This is a genomic window from Raineya sp. (assembly GCF_053497555.1).
The window spans coordinates 1-20,054 of record NZ_JBRCWE010000060.1 but is presented as its reverse complement, the minus strand read 5'-3'; the positions used below and the strand labels follow the sequence as shown (position 1 = coordinate 20,054).

The window sequence follows — 20,054 nt, the reverse complement described above, 5'->3', positions numbered from 1 at the left end:
TAAGCCTATTGACTACTTAATTCTCAACATTCCATATTTCAGAATGCAATAAATTGCCCGAAAGCCATCTTTCCAATTGATTTTCTTCCCTTCGGCATAGGTTCTACCATAATACGAAATGCCTACTTCATAAATGCGAATGCCTGGGATACGTGCTATTTTGGCAGTTACTTCGGGCTCAAAGCCAAAGCGATTTTCTCGTAGTTGAATGTTTTGTATGATAGGCGTTTTGAACATTTTGTAACAAGTTTCCATATCTGTTAGGTTCAGGTTGGTGAACATATTAGAAAGGAAAGTAAGAAATTTGTTGCCTATGGAATGCCAAAAAAATAAAGTTCTGTGCGGATTCCCCCCCATAAATCTGCTACCATACACAACATCTGCAAAACCCTCTAAAATAGGTTGAAGAAGCAGATTATATTCTCTTGGGTCGTATTCAAGGTCTGCATCTTGAATAATAAGAAAATCACCTGTTGCTTTTTGGATACCTGTTCGCAAAGCCGCCCCCTTCCCCTGATTTTTCTCGTGTTTGAAATATTGAATATTACATTCAGGATATTTTTTTCGGTAATTTAAGATAACTTCCTCTGTATTATCTTTGGAGCAGTCATTTACTACGATAATTTCTTTAGATAGCTCGCTTATCAAATGTACCGTTCTTACTTTATCCAAAATGAACTCTATGGTTTTAGCTTCGTTGTAAGCAGGAATAACGATGGAGAGTTTTTGATGAGCCATAATTTTGGGGCTGATTTTCAAAAATGGTATATGCACTTTGCAAAAGTAGCAAAAAACAAATAAATGCTACAAGAAAGAGTAGAATTTTTGCTTTCAGTAGCAACCTGTTTAGAATAGTTTTCGTAATAAATAAAGCCCTTGCAATTTTTTTAAGCAAGGGCTTTTAGCATTACGATTTCAACTTTTTATTTGATTACAACTTTCTGCTGATAGATTTTTCTTTCGGTTTGAATTTGAGCAACATATATGCCCTTGGTCAAAAGGTTGTGCAGTTGTGTATCAGCTCTGCCCAATTCGTTTGTTTGAATAGTTTTTTCAAATACTACTCTTCCCAAGGCATCAGTGATAGTAAGCCTGCCATTTTCAAAAGGAATACTTTGTAGAGTAATGAGAACAGCCTCGCCGTTGCTAGGATTGGGAATTACAAACATTCCTTCGAAAAGTGAAGCTATTAGATTTACAGCCCGAATTTGTGAATATTCTACACCACCTTGCGTATCGGTACGTTTCAGGCGATAGTAAGAAATGCCTTGCAAAGGATTTTTATCAATCCACTCAAATTTATCATCATTTTCAGGTTTTATACTACCAATAGCTTGGAAAGTTCTACCATCAGCAGAGCGTTCAATGACATGGGTTTCATTATTTACTTTCTGAGCAATACGCCAACGCAAAGTAACAAAAGAGTTTTGGGCTTGAGCCGTGAAATCTATCAAGCGAACAGGCAAAGGACGAACTTCTCGCACCAAAACAAAAGGAGAAAAATTCTGCAAACCTACCGCAGTTACACTACCTATGCCTGCTACCACAGCTGGGGAAGAGTTGGCATAAGGAGCGTCCCAATCAGTGCCGTTCCAGTGTTGAGCGGCGATATTATCCGTTTGTGAAGGAGCAAGTGTATTTTCTACACCTCTATAACGGAAAGTTACATTGGCACCGGGCAAAGGCAAAGGATTAACACTTGAAGTAATGTTCCACCATCTATCAATTACATCGTTGATAGCCGTTGCTCCCGAAACACCTGTTACATTAGTTACACCTGCCGCCCAAGGAGTGTTATCGGGACCCGTAGCACGTGTAGCAATACAAATTGTGGTATTGACATTAGTCAGTTTATTAAATGTAACAGGGATATACTCTGAAACCGAAACCCCAAAAGGAAACACGTATGCACCTGTATTAGTACCTGTATTCCAACAGATACGACTATTATTGGTTGCGGCATTGGTTTCACTGCGAATATAAGCGTTGTTATTTCTTACAATAGCAGTAAGAGCAGGATTTTGGATAGAAATGGTGTTATTGTTGAGATTGAGTTCCCCATTCTCCAAAGTGAGCTGATTATTCACTTGCACGCCAGAAAGCAAAGTTACCTGATGAGCCAATTTATTGATTTCTAAATTAAAGAAAGCCCCCGTCCCTGCAACCTGCATAGTAGCTGAAGCAGGCGTACTATTATGAAGCATACGAACAATGGTATTCGTATTAGCTACCAAGTTACCGTCTTGTTGATAATCGCCGTGAATATTTAAGGCAAAACCGCTGTTGATGGTCAAAGTTGCTCCTGTGGCAATGAGTAGATTCCGAGTTTCTGCCCCTGTGGCATTGATGATAGGGAAATTTGTGATAGCCCCTCCGGGAATAATAGCATCAATATTTTGCGTAGGCACAACGGGACACCAATTCAAAGGATTGAACCAATCGTTATTCACAGCACCTGTCCAGATAGTTGTGGTAGCAGAGCCCAAGGCAAAGCCAATGCTCAATTGTCCATAAGAATTGCCTGTTCCTTCTTGCACCCTAAACTCCACGGTAGATGTAGTAGTAAGCAAACCCGACCATACAATAGGTGAAAAGCCCGCAATGGTACTACTGGCTACTAAATTTCCATTTACCAATAGCTCATATCTATCGTCCCTGCCCACACTGATAGTATAAAATCCGCAAGGGAAATTGGTACGTTTCCAAACCACAGAATGATTGTCGTTGGTTACAGAACAACCATTGTAGCCCAAAGAGCCATCGGGCAAGCCTACTGCAAGTGTAGGGTTTTGGTTTTGTGCCCAACGAGTTTGTGAATTGAAACTGATACTTTTTTCTGTATAGTAGCCCCTATATGCTACACCGCCAGGGTTAGTAATAATTGCTCCATTATAGCAATGAGCAATCCATTCATCTATACCAAACTCCGAACCTGTAAGCCCCGGATTGATAACCGTGATAGTAATGGTGGCATCAATAGTTGCACAATTATTACTACCTGAAACGGTGTAAGTAGTAGTAACCATAGGCGATGCTGTAACAATATGTCCTGTGGTACTGCTTAAACCTGCCGCTGGCGACCACGTGTAAGTATTTGCCCCCGAAGCCGTAAGCGTAGTGCTTTCTCCTAAACATATAGTAAGATTCGTGGCAGAAACCGATGTAGAAGGCAAAGGATTCACCGTGATAGCAACATCTCTACTGATACTACACCCTGAGAAAGGGTCTGTAAAAGTGGCTCGTATCATAGCAGGATTGGGCGTGGGAGTTACATTTGCCGTAACGGTAGCATCTGTACCACTTGGGGTTATTGTGAAATCGCCGGGATTGCCTGTAACTTGCGTCCAAGTGATATTGGAGTTTGTTCCAAAAGAATTAAAAGAACCATCTGTATTGTAAAATACCTGAACAGGTTGTCCGTTAGTAGTTATATTGGTTGATGAACCTTGACAAATCGTAACTGCCGAAGGCGAAGTAATGGGAGCAAGCGTAGCCGAAATTTCTGTTACATCTATAATAAGCCTTGAATTGCCACTAAATTCCCTTGCTCTAATTTCTACCGTAGAAGTCGCCCCTAAAAATCCCTCCCAAGCAGTTACATTGGTATTGCTGGCAGTCAGTCTTTGCCAAACTAAATTACCATTGATATACAGGTAAGCGTAATCGTCATTTTGTAAAACTCTGATACGATAGTAGCCACAAGCAAAGTTAGTTCGGCGGTAGGTGTAAGAGTGATTATCTACGTTTATATCACAACTTAATGGACTTGTATAAGGAAGTCCTGTTGCCGCATTGGCACTAGAGGGCGTTGAATTCTGAGCCCAACGAGTGGTTGTACTAAAACTTAAATTGTTTTCTGTATAATAACCAAAATATCTCTGAAAATTATTACCCTGATAGCAAGCTACAAACCAATGTCCATTGCCAAAGGTGCCGGGGTCGGTGGGGTTGGGTAAAACATTCACGGTTACGCTGGCATTGCTACTTGTACAGCCATCTGTTCCTGTAACGGTGTAAGTAGTAGTAGTAACAGGAAAAACGGTGATTGCGGGTGTAGTAGCACTCGTAGACCAAAGATAGCTTACTGCTCCCGAAGCCGTAAGGGTTATACTTTCTCCTGCACAAATCGTGGGATTGGTAGGTGCTATAGTAACCGAAGGCGGTGGAGCTAAGCTTACAGTTACACTACCTGTAATTACGCAACCCGAGCTATGCGTAGCTGTAACGGTGTAAGTTCCTACGGCTCCGGGTGCGGTGGTTAGGGTTGTACCTGTTGGGTCGGTGGTAAAACCCGCAGGTCCAGACCAAGTAAAAGTATAATTGCTTGCTTGTGCAGGAATGCGAAAGTCTACGGTCTGATTAGAAGCTGAATTTACCAAATTGATAGTAGCAGAAGAACTTGCACAAATAGGCGGTACAGGTGTTACTATCATTGCATCTGCTGAAAGCGTTGTAAAAGTAACTGCAAGGTTGCTATTCACATTGGGGCTTGTGTTATCATACCATCTAAATTCTACTTGCGAGCCAGCTCCCAAAATTCCACGCCAACGATTGGTACGAGTAGTACCGCCTGTATTGCTTGCTACCACTACTCCATCAACAACCATTTCATAATAATCTGAATGAGTAATATCTACTTGGTAATATCCACAAGTAAAGTTAGTTCTTTTATAGCTAACCGAATGGTTATCTACTCCAACGACACAACCTGTATAAGGATTACCGCCTGTACCATTGGCGTTAGAAGGAGTGCTTGTCGCCCCCCAACGAGAAGTTGAATTGAAATTGAGGCTTGTTTGTGTATAAAAACCTTTGTAAGTAGCAGTGCCGAATATATTACCTTCAAAAACATAAGCAATCCATTCGCCACTACCAAAAACAGAAGGACTACCTGTAGTAGTAGTTACGGTGATAGCGGCACTAACATTAGAACTTACTACCGCAGGGTCTGAACTTACAACACGTATGCGGTAGTTAGTACCATTGGGAGTAGTTATGGGAATAGTTGCGGCAATAGTTCCATTGCCTGTACCAATAAGAGTTCCTATATTCACAGGACTCGCAAAACTGCCCGAAGCATCAGAAAGTTGGGCTGTAAATACATTAGCAGGATTGAATGTGCCTGTTCGTGTGTAAGGTACTGCAATAGGGTCGCCTGCACAGAGCGTAAGCGGGCTAACCGTACCTACCGTAATGCTCTGGGCAAAAGATACCTGAGCCCAAATAGCGAAAATAGCTGGTAGTAACTTTTTCATAGATGTAGTGATTTTTGCAAAATATTAAAATATATTTTTATGATTATTTATACAATTTTCTCATAAAAGGTAATCAAATTCTATTCCAAAAATTTTGGAAACATATTTTTTCCAAAAATACTTTGTGTTAGATATTTTTTTACCCCCCAAAAAGGGGGTTTTGAAAAAAAATCAAATTTTATTTGGACTATTTCTAAATAATGATTTTCTTTGTATCAAAATTTGTAATTAGTCTAAATAAAATTAAAAGACATATGCGAACTCAACTGCTCTTTTCAATTTTGTTAGTGGGGCAATGCCTTATTGCTCAGCCCAAAGATGATAGAAAAGCCATCAAGCAAATGTGTGGCTGTTATGAAATAGAATTCAATTTTGCAGAAACATTTGCTTATCCCAAAGATGTAGCAAAGTACAAACCCTCAGAAGTTTATCACGAAAAAGCTCTTGAATGGGTAGAACTTGTAGAGGAAAGTCCCAGAAAAATTGTTTTACAGCACATTCTTGTAATCAACGATACAGGGGCTTTGAAGCACTGGCGGCAAGACTGGCTTTATGAAAATACGCATATTATGCAATTCAATGGTTTTGAAGATTGGAAAAAAATAGTTTTACCCAAAGACAAAGTTAAAGGACAATGGACGCAAAAAGTATATCAAGTAGATGACTCGCCTCGCTACGAAGGTTCTGGTTCTTGGATTCACAAAGATGGCAAGCATTACTGGGAGGCTACTGCTTATTCTCCACTACCTCGTAGAGAATTTACTAAAAGAAATGATTACAATTTGCTTATTCGCCGTAATCGCCACGAAATCACTCCCTATGGATGGATTTTTGAGCAAGATAACGATAAAGTTATTATCAATGAGAAAGGGGAAGAGAAACTGCTTGCCAAAGAAAAGGGGCTCATACCCTACAAAAAAGTAGATGATAGCCGCTGTGCCGCCGCTCAAAAATGGTGGAGAGAGAATAGTGAGTTTTGGACAAAAGTACGTAAAAAATGGGATAGCGAACTTGCTAAAAACCAATATGTCAAACTCAAAAAGCGTCTTGAAGACAAACCTCTTTTTATGCACATCTTTGCTTTGAAAAATACCGCTTCCCAAGAAGAAATCAATCGTTTAATTGAGCAATTCTTTGAACTTAAAAATTGAAAACCTAATGTGTTATTTCAAAAATAAAATAATGCTAATCTGTGTTTTTCAAATTAATTTAAGTGTTTGGGCTCAGCAAACTGATAGTTTGAAGCAAAATCAAGAAATTGAACAGATTGTAGTTACTGCTACTCGCACCGAAAGAGTTATAGCCTCTTTACCTTTGCCCACGCAAATTATTACAGCAGCAGCTATTCAGAAAACGGCTTTGAGCAGATTACACGAAATTATTCAAGAGCAGACAGGGCTTCTCACAATTCCTGATTTTGGTGGAGGTGAAGGGGTACAAATGCAGGGCTTAGACGCCGCCTACACAATGATTTTAATTGACGGACAGCCACTTGTGGGGCGTAGAGCAGGTACACTTGACCTTGCTCGCATTAGTTTACACAATATTGAAAGAATAGAAATTGTAAAAGGTGCCTCCTCTTCACTTTACGGCTCTGATGCACTGGCAGGGGTTATCAATATTATTACAAAAAAAATCTCTACCGATAGTATATTCAGAACCAATGGTGCTGTAAGCTACCGAATTGCCAACTTCGGTACTCACGATGCTTCTTTTAATTTACAACTCTCAAAGAATAAAATAGGTATAGATTTATTTGGTAACTTTTTTGCATCAAAAGGCTATAACCTCTCTAATAACGATTATTTACAAACCGTTGAGCCTTTTCGCAACTTCACATTTCAACCTAAATTGCAACTCAATTTTACAGAAAAGTGGAAAATCATCTTCAATAACCGATTTTACACACAAAATCAAGATTACAAAGCTATTATTCAACAAGAAAGAATGAAGGGAGAAAGCAACACGAAAGAGTGGAATCTTAGTTGGCTCATTGAACAAAAAGTTTCATCTCATTGGAAAATTAATTACGATTTCTATGGTACAAACTTTCGTTTTGATGAATACTTGAATAATTCTCAGAATCATCTCTTTGAACAGAATTTTTACAATCAATGGTTTTGGCGACCTGAAATTCGTTCTTATTGGCATTTTAGTGGAAATACACTTACATCAGGTATTGGTCTAACTCACGAAAACCTTAAACGCACTTATTTTTCACAAACCGCTACTTTGAAAGCTTATTATGTTTTTGCTCAATATGAGTGGTTTTTGAAAGACAAATGGAATTTCCTAATAGGTTTTCGTTACGACGCCCAACAACAATACCAATCACAGTTTAGTCCTAAATTAGCACTCAACTATCGTTTGTTAAAAGACTGGTTCGTAAAAACTTCTTTGGGTTACGGCTACAAAGCCCCCGATTTACGCCAGCTTTACTTTGATTTTCTCAATAGTGCAGTAGGCTACGCTGTTTTTGGATATAATGTTGCTGAAAGTAAAATCCAGACTTTGCAAAAACAAGGGCAGATATTATTTATGCGAGATGCAAATTTTTCTGAACCCTTAAAACCTGAAAGTTCCTTAAACTATAATTTAGGAACATATTTTGAGCAAAAAACTTGGCATATTGATTTAAACTTCTTCTACAACCAAATTCGCAATCTTATTGATACCCGAGTAGTAGCTCAACTAACAAACGGACAAAATGTTTTTTCTTATTTTAACATCAATCGCATTTTTACATCAGGATTTGAGTTAAACCTTTCGTATCGTCCTTATGAGAACCTCAATATTTCATTAGGTTATCAATATCTTACCGCCAAAGATTGGGGAATAGTTGAAAAGATTCGTAACGGACAAGTATTTGCTCGCAACCCTGAAACACTAGCATCATTCAAATTACAACCATCAGATTATTTTGGACTTTTCAATCGGTCTAAGCATTTACTTAATTTCAAAATCAATTACCAAATTCCTCAATGGCAAACTAATATTTTAGCAAGACTTTTTTACAGAAGCAAATTTGGTATTTTGGATAGTAATGCCAATGGTATTTTGGATAACTATGACAACTTTGTAAAAGGATATTTTTGGGTAAATTTATCCATTAGTAAATATTTTATGAATAAATTATCATTTCAAGCAGGAGCAAATAATTTGTTTAATTTCACTGATGCCGAGAATATTACCAACATTGCAGGCAGACAGTTTTTTGCAAAAATGCAGTTTCATTTCTAAACCATAAAAAATAAAAGTACAAGTATGAGAAAGTTTTTTTCTATTTTTAACATTGCTATTAGCCTTTTTTTAGGTTGGACACTCTTTTGGGGTGGCACTCGTAAGTTTAGCAAACCTCTACCTACACCTAATGCTCAAATAGAAGCCTTCAAAAAAGGTGAGTATGATAAAATTGATGAAAGCACCCTTAAAATAAAAAACTACATTTTCGGTATGAAACAAACAGGGTACTTTTGGCAATTTTTAGGTATAAGTGAAATTTTAGCGAGTTTGCTTTTATTTAGTCAAGTTTTTCGCTTAATAGGTGCAGTAGTTGCTTTCCCAATGACTATCCAAATCTTCTTATTTCATCTTTTTCTTGAACCTCACGAGGTTGGTGAGCTCATTGAAACAGGCTTAATGTTTTTATTTAACCTGTGGCTTATAGGTATTGAATACCATAAATGGAAACATCTTTTATTCAATAAATCAATTCTTTAACCCAAAAATTAAAATGTTATGAACCGATTTTCAATTCTTACGCTTATCTTTTCTACTTTACTCTCTGCAGTATCTTGTAAGAAGAAAGAGCCTACTCCTGAACCTCTGGAAGTAAAAACTTACAAAAACTTATATGCTCCACAAACGGGAGGTGGAAGTTCGGGGCAACCCATAGGAGGAACTTTTACAAAATTTAGTTTTGCAAAGGGGGAAATAGTTACTGACGATACCTGGGACATAGCTTTTCGCGGACTCACTATTATTGTGAACGGAGGTTCAAAAATTGGTTTAAATGAAGAAACCGAACGTACAGGGCAAGCCGCAGTAAGTATGCAAATTGGAACTTTTGAGGAAATCAATCAAGTTCCAAGTGCTTCTAGTTTTCGTCAAGACGGACAAAATTTTTATGCTATCCCCACAGGCAGTGGAAATGGGTGGTATAGTTACAACTCTCAAACTTTTTTAATAACCCCTATTGCAGGAAGGGTTTTTGTAGTAAAAACCACTAACGGCAAATATGCAAAATTTGAGATTTTAAGCTATTACAAAGATGCTCCTGCTAATCCTAATGCTAGTTCAGACCTTCCTCGTTATTACACTTTTCGCTACGTATATCAACCTAATGGGACAAATTTTTAGGCTATTTGCAAATACTTGCAGAGGATATCCTCTGCAAGTATTTTTCAAAACATTTCTCTTAAAATTTTATTGAAATACAATTTTTTCGTAATTTGCCAAAACAAAAAACTTCACTTGTTATGGCTGTTTTGGTAAATAAAAACTCTCGTGTAATTGTCCAAGGTTTTACAGGTTCGGAAGGAACTTTCCACGCTCAGCAAATGATTGAATACGGAACTAATGTTGTGGGTGGTGTAACTCCGGGCAAAGGCGGTCAGAAGCATTTAGAACGCCCTGTATTCAATACCGTGTATGATGCTGTAAGAGATGTACAAGCAAATGTTTCTATTATTTTCGTACCTCCTGCTTTTGCCGCTGATGCCATTATGGAATCGGCTGATGCAGGTATAGAGGTAATCATTTGTATTACAGAAGGTATTCCTGTGAAGGATATGATGTATGCGAAAGAATACTTGAAAGGCAAAAAATCTCGTCTGATTGGTCCGAACTGCCCTGGTGTCATTACTCCCGGAGAAGCCAAAGTAGGTATTATGCCCGGTTTCGTATTTAAACCCGGACGTGTGGGTATTGTTTCAAAATCAGGAACGCTTACTTATGAGGCTTCTGACCAAATTGTAAAGGCGGGATTGGGTATTTCTACTGCTATTGGTATCGGCGGAGACCCCATTATTGGCACACCTACCAAAGAAGCTGTTGAATTGTTAATGGAAGACGAAGGAACTGATGCCATTGTAATGATTGGTGAAATTGGTGGAAACTATGAAACGGTTGCCGCCGAATATATCAAATCTACGGGCAATAAAAAGCCTGTTATTGGCTTTATCGCTGGGCAAACTGCCCCCAAAGGCAGACGTATGGGACACGCAGGGGCTATTATTGGCGGAAAAGATGATACTGCTCAAGCAAAAATGGAAATTATGAGTAAATGTGGTATCCACGTAGTACATTCACCTGCCGATATTGGTGCTACTGTGGTGAGAGTTTTAAGTAAAGGACAAAGTTCATAAGCAAATTTTACAAGAAATAAATCCAATAAAGCACTTACAAACCCAATGTGAGTGCTTTATTTTTGTTTGAAATCATTAAGCAAATAAAAAAAGCCCTTGCAAAAGGGCTTTTTTGTATAAATTATGATTTTTTGTGTTCTCGGAAGGAGTCGAACCCTCAACCTTCTGATCCGTAGTCAGATGCTCTATCCAGTTGAGCTACGAGAACAAATTGGATTGCAAAAGTACAATATCTTTTGCAATCTTCCAAATTTTTTAGACTTTAATTTTTACATCTACTCCACTGGGAAGTTCCAATTTGAGCAGTGCTTCTACAATTTTAGGACTTGACGAATAAATATCAATCAAGCGTTTGTAGGTACAAAGCTGGAACTGCTCACGTGATTTTTTATTTACGTGAGGGGAACGAAGTACGGTAAAGATTTCTTTACGCGTAGGCAAAGGAATAGGACCGCTAACAACTGCTCCGTTGTCTTTTACAGCCTTTACAATTTTTGCGGCTGAAATATCCACCAAATTGTGGTCGTAAGATTTCAGTTTAATTCTAATTTTCTGTGTCATTGTCGTTGAAAATTTGCGGATACACGTTTGTACCCAATGAAAGACGCGTTTTTTATATTGTAGCCAAATTTCAGAAAGCGTCATTTATTCCCGAAAATTGGCTTGGGTACAGAGTGTTGAGTATTTTACCAGCTACTCTGTACCCTAAATTTGAGTGATTAGTTTGCTTTTGCTCCTTTTACCTCTGCGATAACTTTCTCTGCAATGTTTTGAGGTACAAAATCGTAGTGAGAGAAAGTAAGCGTAGCAGAAGCACGACCCGAAGAAATGGTACGCAGCGTAGTTACATAGCCAAATAGCTCTGCCAAAGGCACATCTGCTTTGATGATTTGAGCACCGCCTTTGCTGTCCATTCCTTTCATTACACCACGTCTGCGGTTCAAATCACCTGTAATAGGTCCAGTAAATTCATCTGGAGTAACAACTTCTACAGCCATAATAGGCTCTAAAAGTTTGGGTGAGGCTTTTTTAGCCGCCTCTTTGAAACCAAGCGAAGCCGCCATTTCAAAAGAGAAGGAGTCTGAGTCTACTTCGTGGTATGAGCCGTGGAACAAACGAACACGCATAGAATCCACAGGATAACCTGCCAAAGGTCCGTTTTTCATTGCCGCCTCAAAACCTTTCTGCACAGAAGGAATAAATTCTCTTGGAATCACTCCACCTACAATATCGTTGATAAACTCTAATCCGGGCTTGCCATCTTCACGAGGACCAATTTCAAATACAATGTCAGCAAATTTACCACGACCACCTGTCTGCTTTTTATAGACTTCTTTGTGTTCAACGGTAGAAGTAAGAGCCTCTTTGTAGGCTACCTGAGGGGCACCCTGATTTACTTCTACTTTGAACTCACGCTTCATTCTATCCAAGATAATTTCCAAGTGCAACTCTCCCATACCACGCAAAACGGTTTGTCCTGTTTCGTGGTCTGTATAAAGACTAAGCGTAGGGTCTTCTTCCAATAGCTTTGCAAGAGCGTTACTCATTTTGTCTAAGTCAGCAGTGGTTTTAGGCTCAATAGCATAACCAATTACAGGCTCAGGGAAGCTCATTGCTTCCAAAATGATAGGATTGTTTTCGTCGCAAAGTGTATCGCCTGTTTTGATGTCTTTGAAACCAACACCCGCACAAATATCGCCTGCTTCTACTTTATCAATAGGATTTTGCTTGTTGGCGTGCATTTGCATAAGGCGAGAAATACGCTCTTTTTTACCTGTACGTGTATTGAGTACGTAAGAACCTGCGTCCAAAGAACCAGAATACACACGGAAGAAGCACAAACGTCCTACGTAAGGGTCAGTAGCGATTTTGAAAGCAAGTGCCGCAAATGGCTCTTTTACATCAGGTTTGCGTTCAATTTCCTGCTCAGTTTCAGGGTGTTTGCCTTTTACAGGAGGCAAATCCAAAGGAGAAGGTAAAAATTCGCAAACAGCATCAAGTAAAGACTGCACACCTTTATTTTTGAAAGCCGAACCACACATTACAGGTTGCATTGACATATCAATTACAGCCTTACGAATGGCGGCACGAATTTCAGCAGGTGTAATAGAATTGGGGTCTTCAAAAAATTTTTCAAGTAAGTGGTCGTCATAAGAAGCAACAGCTTCAATAAGATTCTGACGCCAGAAATTCACATCTTCCTGAATATCCGCAGGAACAGGAACGATTTGATAGGTTTTACCTTCATCGTGTTCGTTCCAGATGATGCCTTGGTTGGTAATCAAATCTACTACTCCTTTGAAAGTATCTTCAGCACCAATAGGTACTTGTAGAGGAACAGGATTTCCTCCCAAATTTTCTTTTATTTCTCTGACAGCCTTAAAGAAATCGGCACCCGCTCTATCCATTTTATTTACAAAACAGATACGAGGAACACGATACTTATCCATTTGTCTCCAAACAGTTTCGGACTGAGGCTGAACACCTGCCACAGCACAGAACAAGGCGATAGCTCCGTCCAATACACGCAAAGAACGCTCAACCTCTACGGTGAAATCTACGTGACCGGGCGTATCAATCAAGTTGATTGAATAAGTTTTAGATTCAGGTGTAATTTCACCTTGTACGGTAGGATAGTTCCAGCGGGTAGAAGTAGCGGCAGAAGTGATAGTAATACCACGTTCTTGCTCTTGCTCCATCCAGTCCATTGTGGCGGCACCTTCGTGTACCTCTCCAATTTTGTGGGTTTTACCTGTATAGTACAGGATACGCTCAGAGGTGGTTGTTTTTCCTGCATCAATGTGAGCAGAGATACCAATATTTCTGAGATACTTTAAGTCTGCCATAATTATAGGTTGTTAGCGAAACGGATAAAAATATTTTTAGAATTTGAAATGCGAGAACGCTTTGTTTGCTTCAGCCATTCTGTGAGTATCATCTTTCTTTTTCACAGCGGCACCTTCGCCTTTGGAAGCGGCGATAATTTCGTTAGCCAAACACTCAACCATTGTCTTATCGTTGCGAAGGCGAGCATATTTAATCAGCCACTTGATACCCAAAGAAATCTTACGTTCAGGACGAACTTCGGTAGGAACTTGAAACGTAGCACCGCCTACTCTTCGGCTTCTTACTTCTACGCTAGGCATTACGTTGTTCAAGGCTCTACGCCATACTTCCAAGCCGTCTTCTTTGGTTTTTTCACTTACCAAATCAATCGCTCCATAAAATATTCTGTAAGCAAGACTTTTCTTGCCTTCCATCATCAGATTATTTACAAATTTGGTTACCAAAGTATCTTTATACTTGGGGTCAGGTAATACGTACCTTTTAGGTGGTTTTGATTTTCTCATAAGTCCAACAAATTTTTAAGTTACTCAACCGAAACTCTATCGGCTGTTTTACTTCACTGAAAACTAAATTTTCTAATGAATTGGTTTAGAAGTTGTAAAAATATTCTAAACCTTGAAATTATTTTTTACCTTTTCCTGCGGGTTGTGCCTGCTGACCGGGTTTAGGACGTTTGGCTCCATACTTTGAACGTCTCTGGCGGCGATTGGCTACACCTGCCGTATCCAAAGCACCACGAACTATATGGTAGCGAACACCAGGCAAATCCTTTACACGACCTCCACGAATAAGCACGATGGAGTGTTCTTGTAGGTTATGACCTTCGCCAGGAATGTAGGCAATTACCTCTTGCTGATTAGAAAGACGCACTTTGGCAACCTTTCTCAACGCTGAATTAGGTTTTTTGGGCGTAGTTGTATAAACCTTGGTACATACGCCTCGCTTCTGCGGACACGCATCAAGGGCAGGCGACTTTGACTTTGCCTTTTTCGCCTCTCTTCCTTTTCTCACTAATTGCTGTATAGTAGGCATTTACTTCAGATTTTTAGACCTTTTTTAATTTTGAAGTGCAAAGGTACGAAAAAACTTTTTATTGCCAAATTTTTTGTAAAAAATAATTTTCGGCAATCTTCCAATTAATGCCTTCCACAATTTTTTTGAAAATCTGTCCTGATAAAGAGCTTGTCTAAAAATTTGGTAAATGTTTAGGCGTTATTTTCAGTAGGAAAGCAGGATTTAGGCAATTGATGTAAGGCACAAAATATTTTTGAGAGCGATGATGTCAATCAGAGCGGCATCATTGCTTGTGCTACGATAGAAAGGCGGGGTAAATGTCCAAACCATTACTTTTTATTCTTGGTATCTATCACAATGGTTACGGGTCCATCATTGCAAAGGCTCACTTGCATATCTGCCCCAAACTCTCCTGTCTGAATAGCCCTGCCAAGTTCTTGCGAAAATATTTCTATCGCCTTTTCATATAGAGGAATGGCTACCTCGGGGCGAGCCGCCTCAATGAAGGAAGGTCTGTTACCCTTTTTGGTACTTGCCAGCAATGTAAACTGACTTACCAGCAAAATATCCCCTGCTATCTCTTGCACCGAAAGATTCATTTTCCCCTCTTCATCAGCAAAAATTCGCATTTGTACAATTTTCTTAGCAAGCCAAGTAATATCATCAAGAGTATCCTCGTTGCCAATACCCAAAAGAACAAGCAAACCCTTCCCAATTTCAGACTTTATTTCGTTTTCTATGCTTACAGAAGCATTTTTTACTCTTTGAATTACTGCTATCATTTTTTACTAAAATTTACAGATTTGTGGGGTTAAAATGCTTTTCAAAAGTGCAGGAATAAAAGTTTTTTCAAAAATTAGAAAGCAATATTAGAGATTATTCAGCAAAGTGCAAAAAAAGTCTGTTTGAGAAACCTTTTTTATTTTGCAAAGTTTGTATATTGCAGAATATTATTTGGTAAATAGCCTTATTTTTTATGGAATCTTTGTATGCTTATTGCTTATGTTTGAACAAATTGCAAATTATTTCAGCGAGATACCAAGTACGCACAGGTCTGCGATTTTGGTAGGAGGGTTGGCATTGTTTTGGTCTTTGGAAAGCCTTATTCCACTTTTCAGAACAAATTATGCCAAGTGGAAACACGCAGGTATCAACTTGTTTTTTACGCTCACTACGGTAGTTATCAATTTTGCTTTTGCTTGGCTCATACTCAAAACCAGCGATTGGGCTGTCAGCGAAAAATTTGGTGTTTTGCAGTGGATAAAACTTCCCCTATGGGCATTTGCAATAGTCGGACTTTTGGGCTTGGATTTGATAGGAGCGTATTTTATCCATTGGCTTGAACATCAGGTAAAATGGATGTGGCAATTTCATTTGGTTCATCATACCGATACCAATGTAGATGCTACTACTGCCAATCGCCATCACCCTGGCGAAAGTGTGTTTCGGGCTGTTTTTACCACTTTGGGCGTAGCACTTTTGGGTGCACCAATGTGGCTTGTTATGCTTTATCAGAGCCTTTCGGTGTTTTTTTCTCAATTCAATCACGCCAATATTCGTTTGCCCGAAAAGCTGGACAAAATATTAAGTTGGGTGATTGTTTCACCCAATATGCACAAAATTCATCATCATACCACTCGCCCACTCACCGATACCAACTACGGAAATATTTTTGCCATTTGGGACAGGATTTTCGGAACATATACTTTTGAAAAACCCGAAAAGTTGCGTTATGGGTTAGATACCCACCCCGAAGCCAAAGAAAATGCCACTTTGAAAGGACTTTTGAAAATGCCTTTTCAGCCTTACCGACCTCCTACACAATAAAACAACTGAGCGTAAAAACTTTATGATTTTTTTAGAGCTAATCGTGTAATTTTTGGGGAAATAGAATCTTGAAAATCAAACTACTAAAAACCTGACAGGTTTGGGAAACCTATCAGGTTTAAGTATAACTTCAAATCATCTATGCTTTTGAGCAAAATAGTCAAAAATTTTCACAAAGAAACAGCTTTCAACGCCTCTCCCCAATACAAAAAAAGTGAGGCTTTTGCCTCACTCATTCCATACGGTTTCATCTTTATTTTTTTTACCTAAAAACATTTCCCATTCTTTTTCAATTTTGCCCGAAAAATCACGCAAAAACATTATGAACGAAGGTTTGATAGGCTTTCGTTTCAAAGGCATTCCTGCTTCTTCGGGGGTAAGGTCGCCTTTTTTAGAATTACAAGTTTTGCAAGCTGTAACAAGATTTGTCCAAGAAGATTTCCCTCCTCTTGAGCGTGGAAGCACGTGGTCTAATGTTAAATCGGCTGTTGCACCACAATACTGGCACTCGTGCCCATCGCGACGAAAAATATTCTGACGGCTCAAAATTACACCCTTGTAAGGCAAACTCACGTACTTGTGCAAGCGTATTACAGAAGGACGTGGAAAGGTACGCGTTACGGTTCGGATTTCTCCCTCGGAAGAAACCGATACAATGTCAGCCTTGTTCAAATACACAAGGATAAAGGCTTTCTGCACGCTACAAATCGTAAGGGCAGAATAATCTTGATTGAGTATGAGTACCTTACCCATAGACGGTTAGATTTTCAAATGCAAATATAGCAATTTTATTTGGATAAATCGCTCAAAATCACTACAAAAATTTTGCCGAAATCAAATTTAATAAAATTTTTTTATTCAGTTCATTTTACTTTCATTTATTACATCTTTTTTGGGGAACTTTTAGCAGGCTTTCAAAAGAAAAATTTGTAAGTACCCTAAAATTCTCTTAATTTTGTTGAATATAAAAGCATATCTTTATGCAAAGACGAGCCTTTTTACAAAACACCTTTCTTTTGGCAAGTGCAACCCTTCTCAAACCCGAATGGCTTTGGGCTAATAACGTACAAGGGTTTGAGTTGCCTGCTTTACCTTACCCTTATGAGGCATTAGAGCCACATTTTGATACCCAAACTATGCAAATTCACCATACCAAGCACCACGCTACGTATGTAAAAAACCTCAATGAGGCTATTGCAGGTACGAAATTTGAAAAAATGAGCTTGGAAGAAATTTTAGCAAATCTTACAGATAAAGACACTAAAATTCGCAACAACGCTGGCGGGCATTACAATCATTCACTTTTTTGGAAAATTCTTACACCCAAGCAAAACTCTCCTCAACCTACGGGCAAACTCGCTGAAGCTATCAATACACAATTTGGTAGTTTTGAAAAGTTCAGAGAGGCTTTCAGCGAAAAAGCTAAATCGCTTTTTGGTTCAGGCTGGACTTGGCTGGCTTACGAAAAAAAACGAGGTCTTTTCTTGGAAAATACACCAAATCAGGATAACTTGCTAATGCAAAAACTCTATAAATCACCTATCGCTAAAACTATTTTCGGTCTTGACGTCTGGGAACACGCCTATTACTTAAAATATCAAAACCGCCGAGCAGATTACATTCAAGCCTTCTGGAATGTAATAAATTGGGACGAAGTCGGCAAGAACTATGAATTAGCCTTGCAAGCAAAATAAGTATAATGTATGATAAAACCTAAGTTTTACCTTGTTATTGATGACGACCGCATCAATAATATGGTGTGTGAGTCGGTAATAAAAAAATTACACGAACAAAATCAAGTAATTTCGTTTTTGCGTGCCGAAGACGCATTAAGTTATCTGAAAAATAATCTTAACCCCAAGCCCGATATTATTTTTCTGGATATCAATATGCCCGAAATGGACGGCTGGGAGTTTCTGGATAATTACCTCAAACTGAATGGAGGAAATAATGCTCAAATTTTTATGCTTTCTTCCTCTATCAACCAAAGTGATTTTGACAAAGCCAAGAAATACGTACAAGTGTTAGATTATATTGTAAAGCCTTTTTCCAAAGATAAGCTTGTAAAAGCAATAGAGATGACTTCTTGACTTAAAATATAAAAATTTTCGTAAGTTTGAGGCAAATTTCTTTACAAAAAATCTTTGCACCCTCAAACTGCGTAGCATATAGAAAATGGAAAATTTTATCGTTTCGGCTCGTAAGTATCGTCCTGCAACATTTGCCAGTGTGGTAGGGCAAAGCCATATTACTACTACGCTCAAAAATGCAATTCTCAACGACCATTTAGCACAAGCTTTCTTATTTTGCGGACCCAGAGGCGTAGGAAAAACTACTTGTGCAAGAATTTTAGCTAAAACTATCAATTGCCACCATATTACCTCCGAAGGAGAAGCCTGTGGCGAGTGCGAATCTTGTGTTGCATTCCAGAACAATGCCTCTTTCAATATTCACGAATTAGATGCGGCTTCCAACAACTCTGTGGAAGATATTAGAAATTTAGTGGAGCAAGTTCGCTATCCGCCCCAGAATGGCAAATATAAAATTTATATCATAGATGAGGTGCATATGCTTAGCAATGCGGCTTTCAATGCTTTTCTGAAAACTTTGGAAGAACCTCCTCGCTATGCTATTTTTATTTTGGCTACTACCGAAAAACATAAAATTATCCCTACTATTCTTTCTCGCTGTCAGATTTATGATTTCAATCGTATTCAAATTTCTGACATTGCCAATCATTTGGCTTCTATTGCAGAAAAAGAGGGGATCAAAGCTGAACCGCAAGCACTGCATCTGATTGCCCAAAAAGCTGATGGAGGCTTACGCGATGCTCTTTCTATGTTTGATTTAATTGTAACTTTTTCTGCCGATAACACCATTACCTACCAAAAAACTATTGAAAACCTTCATATTCTTGACTACGACTATTATTTCCGCATTACAGATTGCCTTTGGCAAAATGACCTTTCACAAACTTTGCTTATTTTTGATGAAATTCTAAAAAAAGGTTTCGACGGGCATCTTTTCGTGATAGGACTCGCAGAACATTGGAGAAACCTGCTCGTAAGTAAAGATACCCAAACTATTGTCCTTCTGCAAACTGCTGATGAAATCAAAAAACGCTATGCCGAACAGGCAAAAAACACTCCCCTTTCTTGGCTAATTTCGGCGATGAATATTCTCCAACAAGTAGATATTCAATACAAAAATAGCAAAAACCCTAAACTTTTGGTAGAAATTGCTTTGATGAAAATTGCCCATCTGCAAAAAGCCATTGAGCTTTCTCAAATAGCTCAAAATAAAACTTTTGTAGATGATAAAAAAAAAGTACCTACCCCATAACGCCCTCTGCCCAAACTAAACCGCAAGAGTTCAAAAGTACGCTTCCGCTCCCTACTATTGAAACGCTTCAAAGTCAGATTAGCCATAAAAATACTGCTACTCAACAAAAAGCCACAAGCATTGCCGAAAGTATTGAGGCTTTTTTGAAAAAACCGATTAGCCTTTCCGAAATGCAAGAGGCTTGGCAAAAACTTGTGCAGAGAGCCAAACAAAATGATAATGAATTTGATTCTACTGATAGAATAATTCTGGACAGACCTTTTACTTGGGAAAACGATATTGTGCATTTAGTTTTAGAAAATAGCCTACAAGTTGGTATTGTAAGAGAAAAAAAGGAGTTTTGGATAAAATTATTGCAAGAATTTTTGCAAAACGCTACCCGCTTTGATATTCAGGCGAGTGT

The 20,054-nt window shown here is 38.7% G+C and carries 18 protein-coding genes and 1 tRNA gene; 10 read left to right on the top strand and 9 right to left on the bottom strand.

The genetic code is table 11. The features are described from left to right. Nucleotides 1-12: 12 nt before the first annotated feature. Both ACWITO_RS07455 and ACWITO_RS07450 read right to left on the bottom strand, forming a co-directional pair. Nucleotides 13-738, bottom strand: coding sequence for a glycosyltransferase family 2 protein (locus ACWITO_RS07455; RefSeq protein ID WP_448529364.1), 726 nt, complete (start codon nucleotides 736-738; stop codon nucleotides 13-15). A 185-nt stretch (nucleotides 739-923) separates the two neighbouring features. Continuing rightward, nucleotides 924-5,255: a T9SS type A sorting domain-containing protein gene (locus tag ACWITO_RS07450; protein ID WP_448529363.1), complete on the bottom strand. Its 4,332-nt coding sequence runs from the start codon at nucleotides 5,253-5,255 to the stop codon at nucleotides 924-926. A 254-nt stretch (nucleotides 5,256-5,509) separates the two neighbouring features. On the opposite strand from ACWITO_RS07450, the gene ACWITO_RS07445 reads away from it, so the two are divergent. The 5 genes from ACWITO_RS07445 to sucD all read left to right on the top strand — a co-directional run bounded on the left by ACWITO_RS07445 (nucleotide 5,510) and on the right by sucD (nucleotide 10,621). Then, nucleotides 5,510-6,406 (top strand): DUF6607 family protein, encoded by an 897-nt coding sequence (locus ACWITO_RS07445; RefSeq protein ID WP_448529362.1) that lies wholly within the window; start codon nucleotides 5,510-5,512, stop codon nucleotides 6,404-6,406. A 31-nt stretch (nucleotides 6,407-6,437) separates the two neighbouring features. Next, nucleotides 6,438-8,495: a TonB-dependent receptor plug domain-containing protein gene (locus tag ACWITO_RS07440; protein WP_448529361.1), complete on the top strand. Its 2,058-nt coding sequence runs from the start codon at nucleotides 6,438-6,440 to the stop codon at nucleotides 8,493-8,495. 24 nt (nucleotides 8,496-8,519) lie between these two features. Beyond that, complete coding sequence (locus ACWITO_RS07435) at nucleotides 8,520-8,975, top strand: DoxX protein (protein WP_448529360.1); 456 nt, start codon at nucleotides 8,520-8,522, stop codon at nucleotides 8,973-8,975. 18 nt (nucleotides 8,976-8,993) lie between these two features. Further along, a complete protein-coding gene (locus ACWITO_RS07430; RefSeq protein WP_448529359.1) occupies nucleotides 8,994-9,614 on the top strand; it encodes an HmuY family protein in 621 nt (206 codons plus the stop codon). A 119-nt stretch (nucleotides 9,615-9,733) separates the two neighbouring features. Further along, on the top strand, nucleotides 9,734-10,621 hold the full coding sequence (gene sucD / locus ACWITO_RS07425; RefSeq protein ID WP_448529358.1) for a succinate--CoA ligase subunit alpha: 888 nt from the start codon (nucleotides 9,734-9,736) through the stop codon (nucleotides 10,619-10,621). Nucleotides 10,622-10,755: 134 nt separating this feature from the next. On the opposite strand, the gene ACWITO_RS07420 is transcribed toward sucD, so the two are convergent. The 6 genes from ACWITO_RS07420 to dtd all read right to left on the bottom strand — a co-directional run bounded on the left by ACWITO_RS07420 (nucleotide 10,756) and on the right by dtd (nucleotide 15,264). Continuing rightward, nucleotides 10,756-10,829: transfer RNA gene (locus ACWITO_RS07420), tRNA-Arg, on the bottom strand. A gap of 47 nt (nucleotides 10,830-10,876) precedes the next feature. Further along, nucleotides 10,877-11,182, bottom strand: a complete 306-nt coding sequence (gene rpsJ, locus ACWITO_RS07415) for a 30S ribosomal protein S10 (protein WP_101359881.1) — start codon at nucleotides 11,180-11,182, stop codon at nucleotides 10,877-10,879. A gap of 158 nt (nucleotides 11,183-11,340) precedes the next feature. Then, nucleotides 11,341-13,467, bottom strand: coding sequence for an elongation factor G (gene fusA, locus ACWITO_RS07410; protein ID WP_448529357.1), 2,127 nt, complete (start codon nucleotides 13,465-13,467; stop codon nucleotides 11,341-11,343). A gap of 36 nt (nucleotides 13,468-13,503) precedes the next feature. Beyond that, nucleotides 13,504-13,971 (bottom strand): 30S ribosomal protein S7, encoded by a 468-nt coding sequence (gene rpsG / locus ACWITO_RS07405; RefSeq protein ID WP_101359883.1) that lies wholly within the window; start codon nucleotides 13,969-13,971, stop codon nucleotides 13,504-13,506. 118 nt (nucleotides 13,972-14,089) lie between these two features. Continuing rightward, nucleotides 14,090-14,500, bottom strand: coding sequence for a 30S ribosomal protein S12 (gene rpsL, locus ACWITO_RS07400; protein WP_448529356.1), 411 nt, complete (start codon nucleotides 14,498-14,500; stop codon nucleotides 14,090-14,092). Between the two features lie 311 nt (nucleotides 14,501-14,811). Then, nucleotides 14,812-15,264: a D-aminoacyl-tRNA deacylase gene (gene dtd, locus ACWITO_RS07395; protein WP_448529355.1), complete on the bottom strand. Its 453-nt coding sequence runs from the start codon at nucleotides 15,262-15,264 to the stop codon at nucleotides 14,812-14,814. Between the two features lie 220 nt (nucleotides 15,265-15,484). Between dtd and ACWITO_RS07390 the strand changes: the two genes are divergently transcribed. Then, nucleotides 15,485-16,309 carry a sterol desaturase family protein gene (locus tag ACWITO_RS07390; RefSeq protein WP_448529440.1) on the top strand — a complete coding sequence of 275 codons (825 nt, stop codon included), beginning with the start codon at nucleotides 15,485-15,487 and terminating at the stop codon, nucleotides 16,307-16,309. 228 nt (nucleotides 16,310-16,537) lie between these two features. Here the strand turns inward: ACWITO_RS07390 and ACWITO_RS07385 are convergent, their stop codons facing one another. Continuing rightward, nucleotides 16,538-17,062, bottom strand: coding sequence for an HNH endonuclease (locus tag ACWITO_RS07385; RefSeq protein ID WP_101357766.1), 525 nt, complete (start codon nucleotides 17,060-17,062; stop codon nucleotides 16,538-16,540). A 227-nt stretch (nucleotides 17,063-17,289) separates the two neighbouring features. Here ACWITO_RS07385 and ACWITO_RS07380 point away from each other — a divergent pair, with 227 nt between their 5' ends. From ACWITO_RS07380 to ACWITO_RS07365, 4 genes are all read left to right on the top strand, one after another. Further along, nucleotides 17,290-18,003, top strand: coding sequence for a superoxide dismutase (locus ACWITO_RS07380; RefSeq protein WP_448529354.1), 714 nt, complete (start codon nucleotides 17,290-17,292; stop codon nucleotides 18,001-18,003). 9 nt (nucleotides 18,004-18,012) lie between these two features. Next, nucleotides 18,013-18,399 carry a response regulator gene (locus tag ACWITO_RS07375; RefSeq protein ID WP_448529353.1) on the top strand — a complete coding sequence of 129 codons (387 nt, stop codon included), beginning with the start codon at nucleotides 18,013-18,015 and terminating at the stop codon, nucleotides 18,397-18,399. 85 nt (nucleotides 18,400-18,484) lie between these two features. Further along, on the top strand, nucleotides 18,485-19,651 hold the full coding sequence (locus tag ACWITO_RS07370) for a DNA polymerase III subunit gamma/tau (RefSeq protein ID WP_448529352.1): 1,167 nt from the start codon (nucleotides 18,485-18,487) through the stop codon (nucleotides 19,649-19,651). Between the two features lie 143 nt (nucleotides 19,652-19,794). Continuing rightward, on the top strand, nucleotides 19,795-20,054 hold a 260-nt coding region (locus ACWITO_RS07365), incomplete at its 3' end, for a hypothetical protein (protein WP_448529351.1).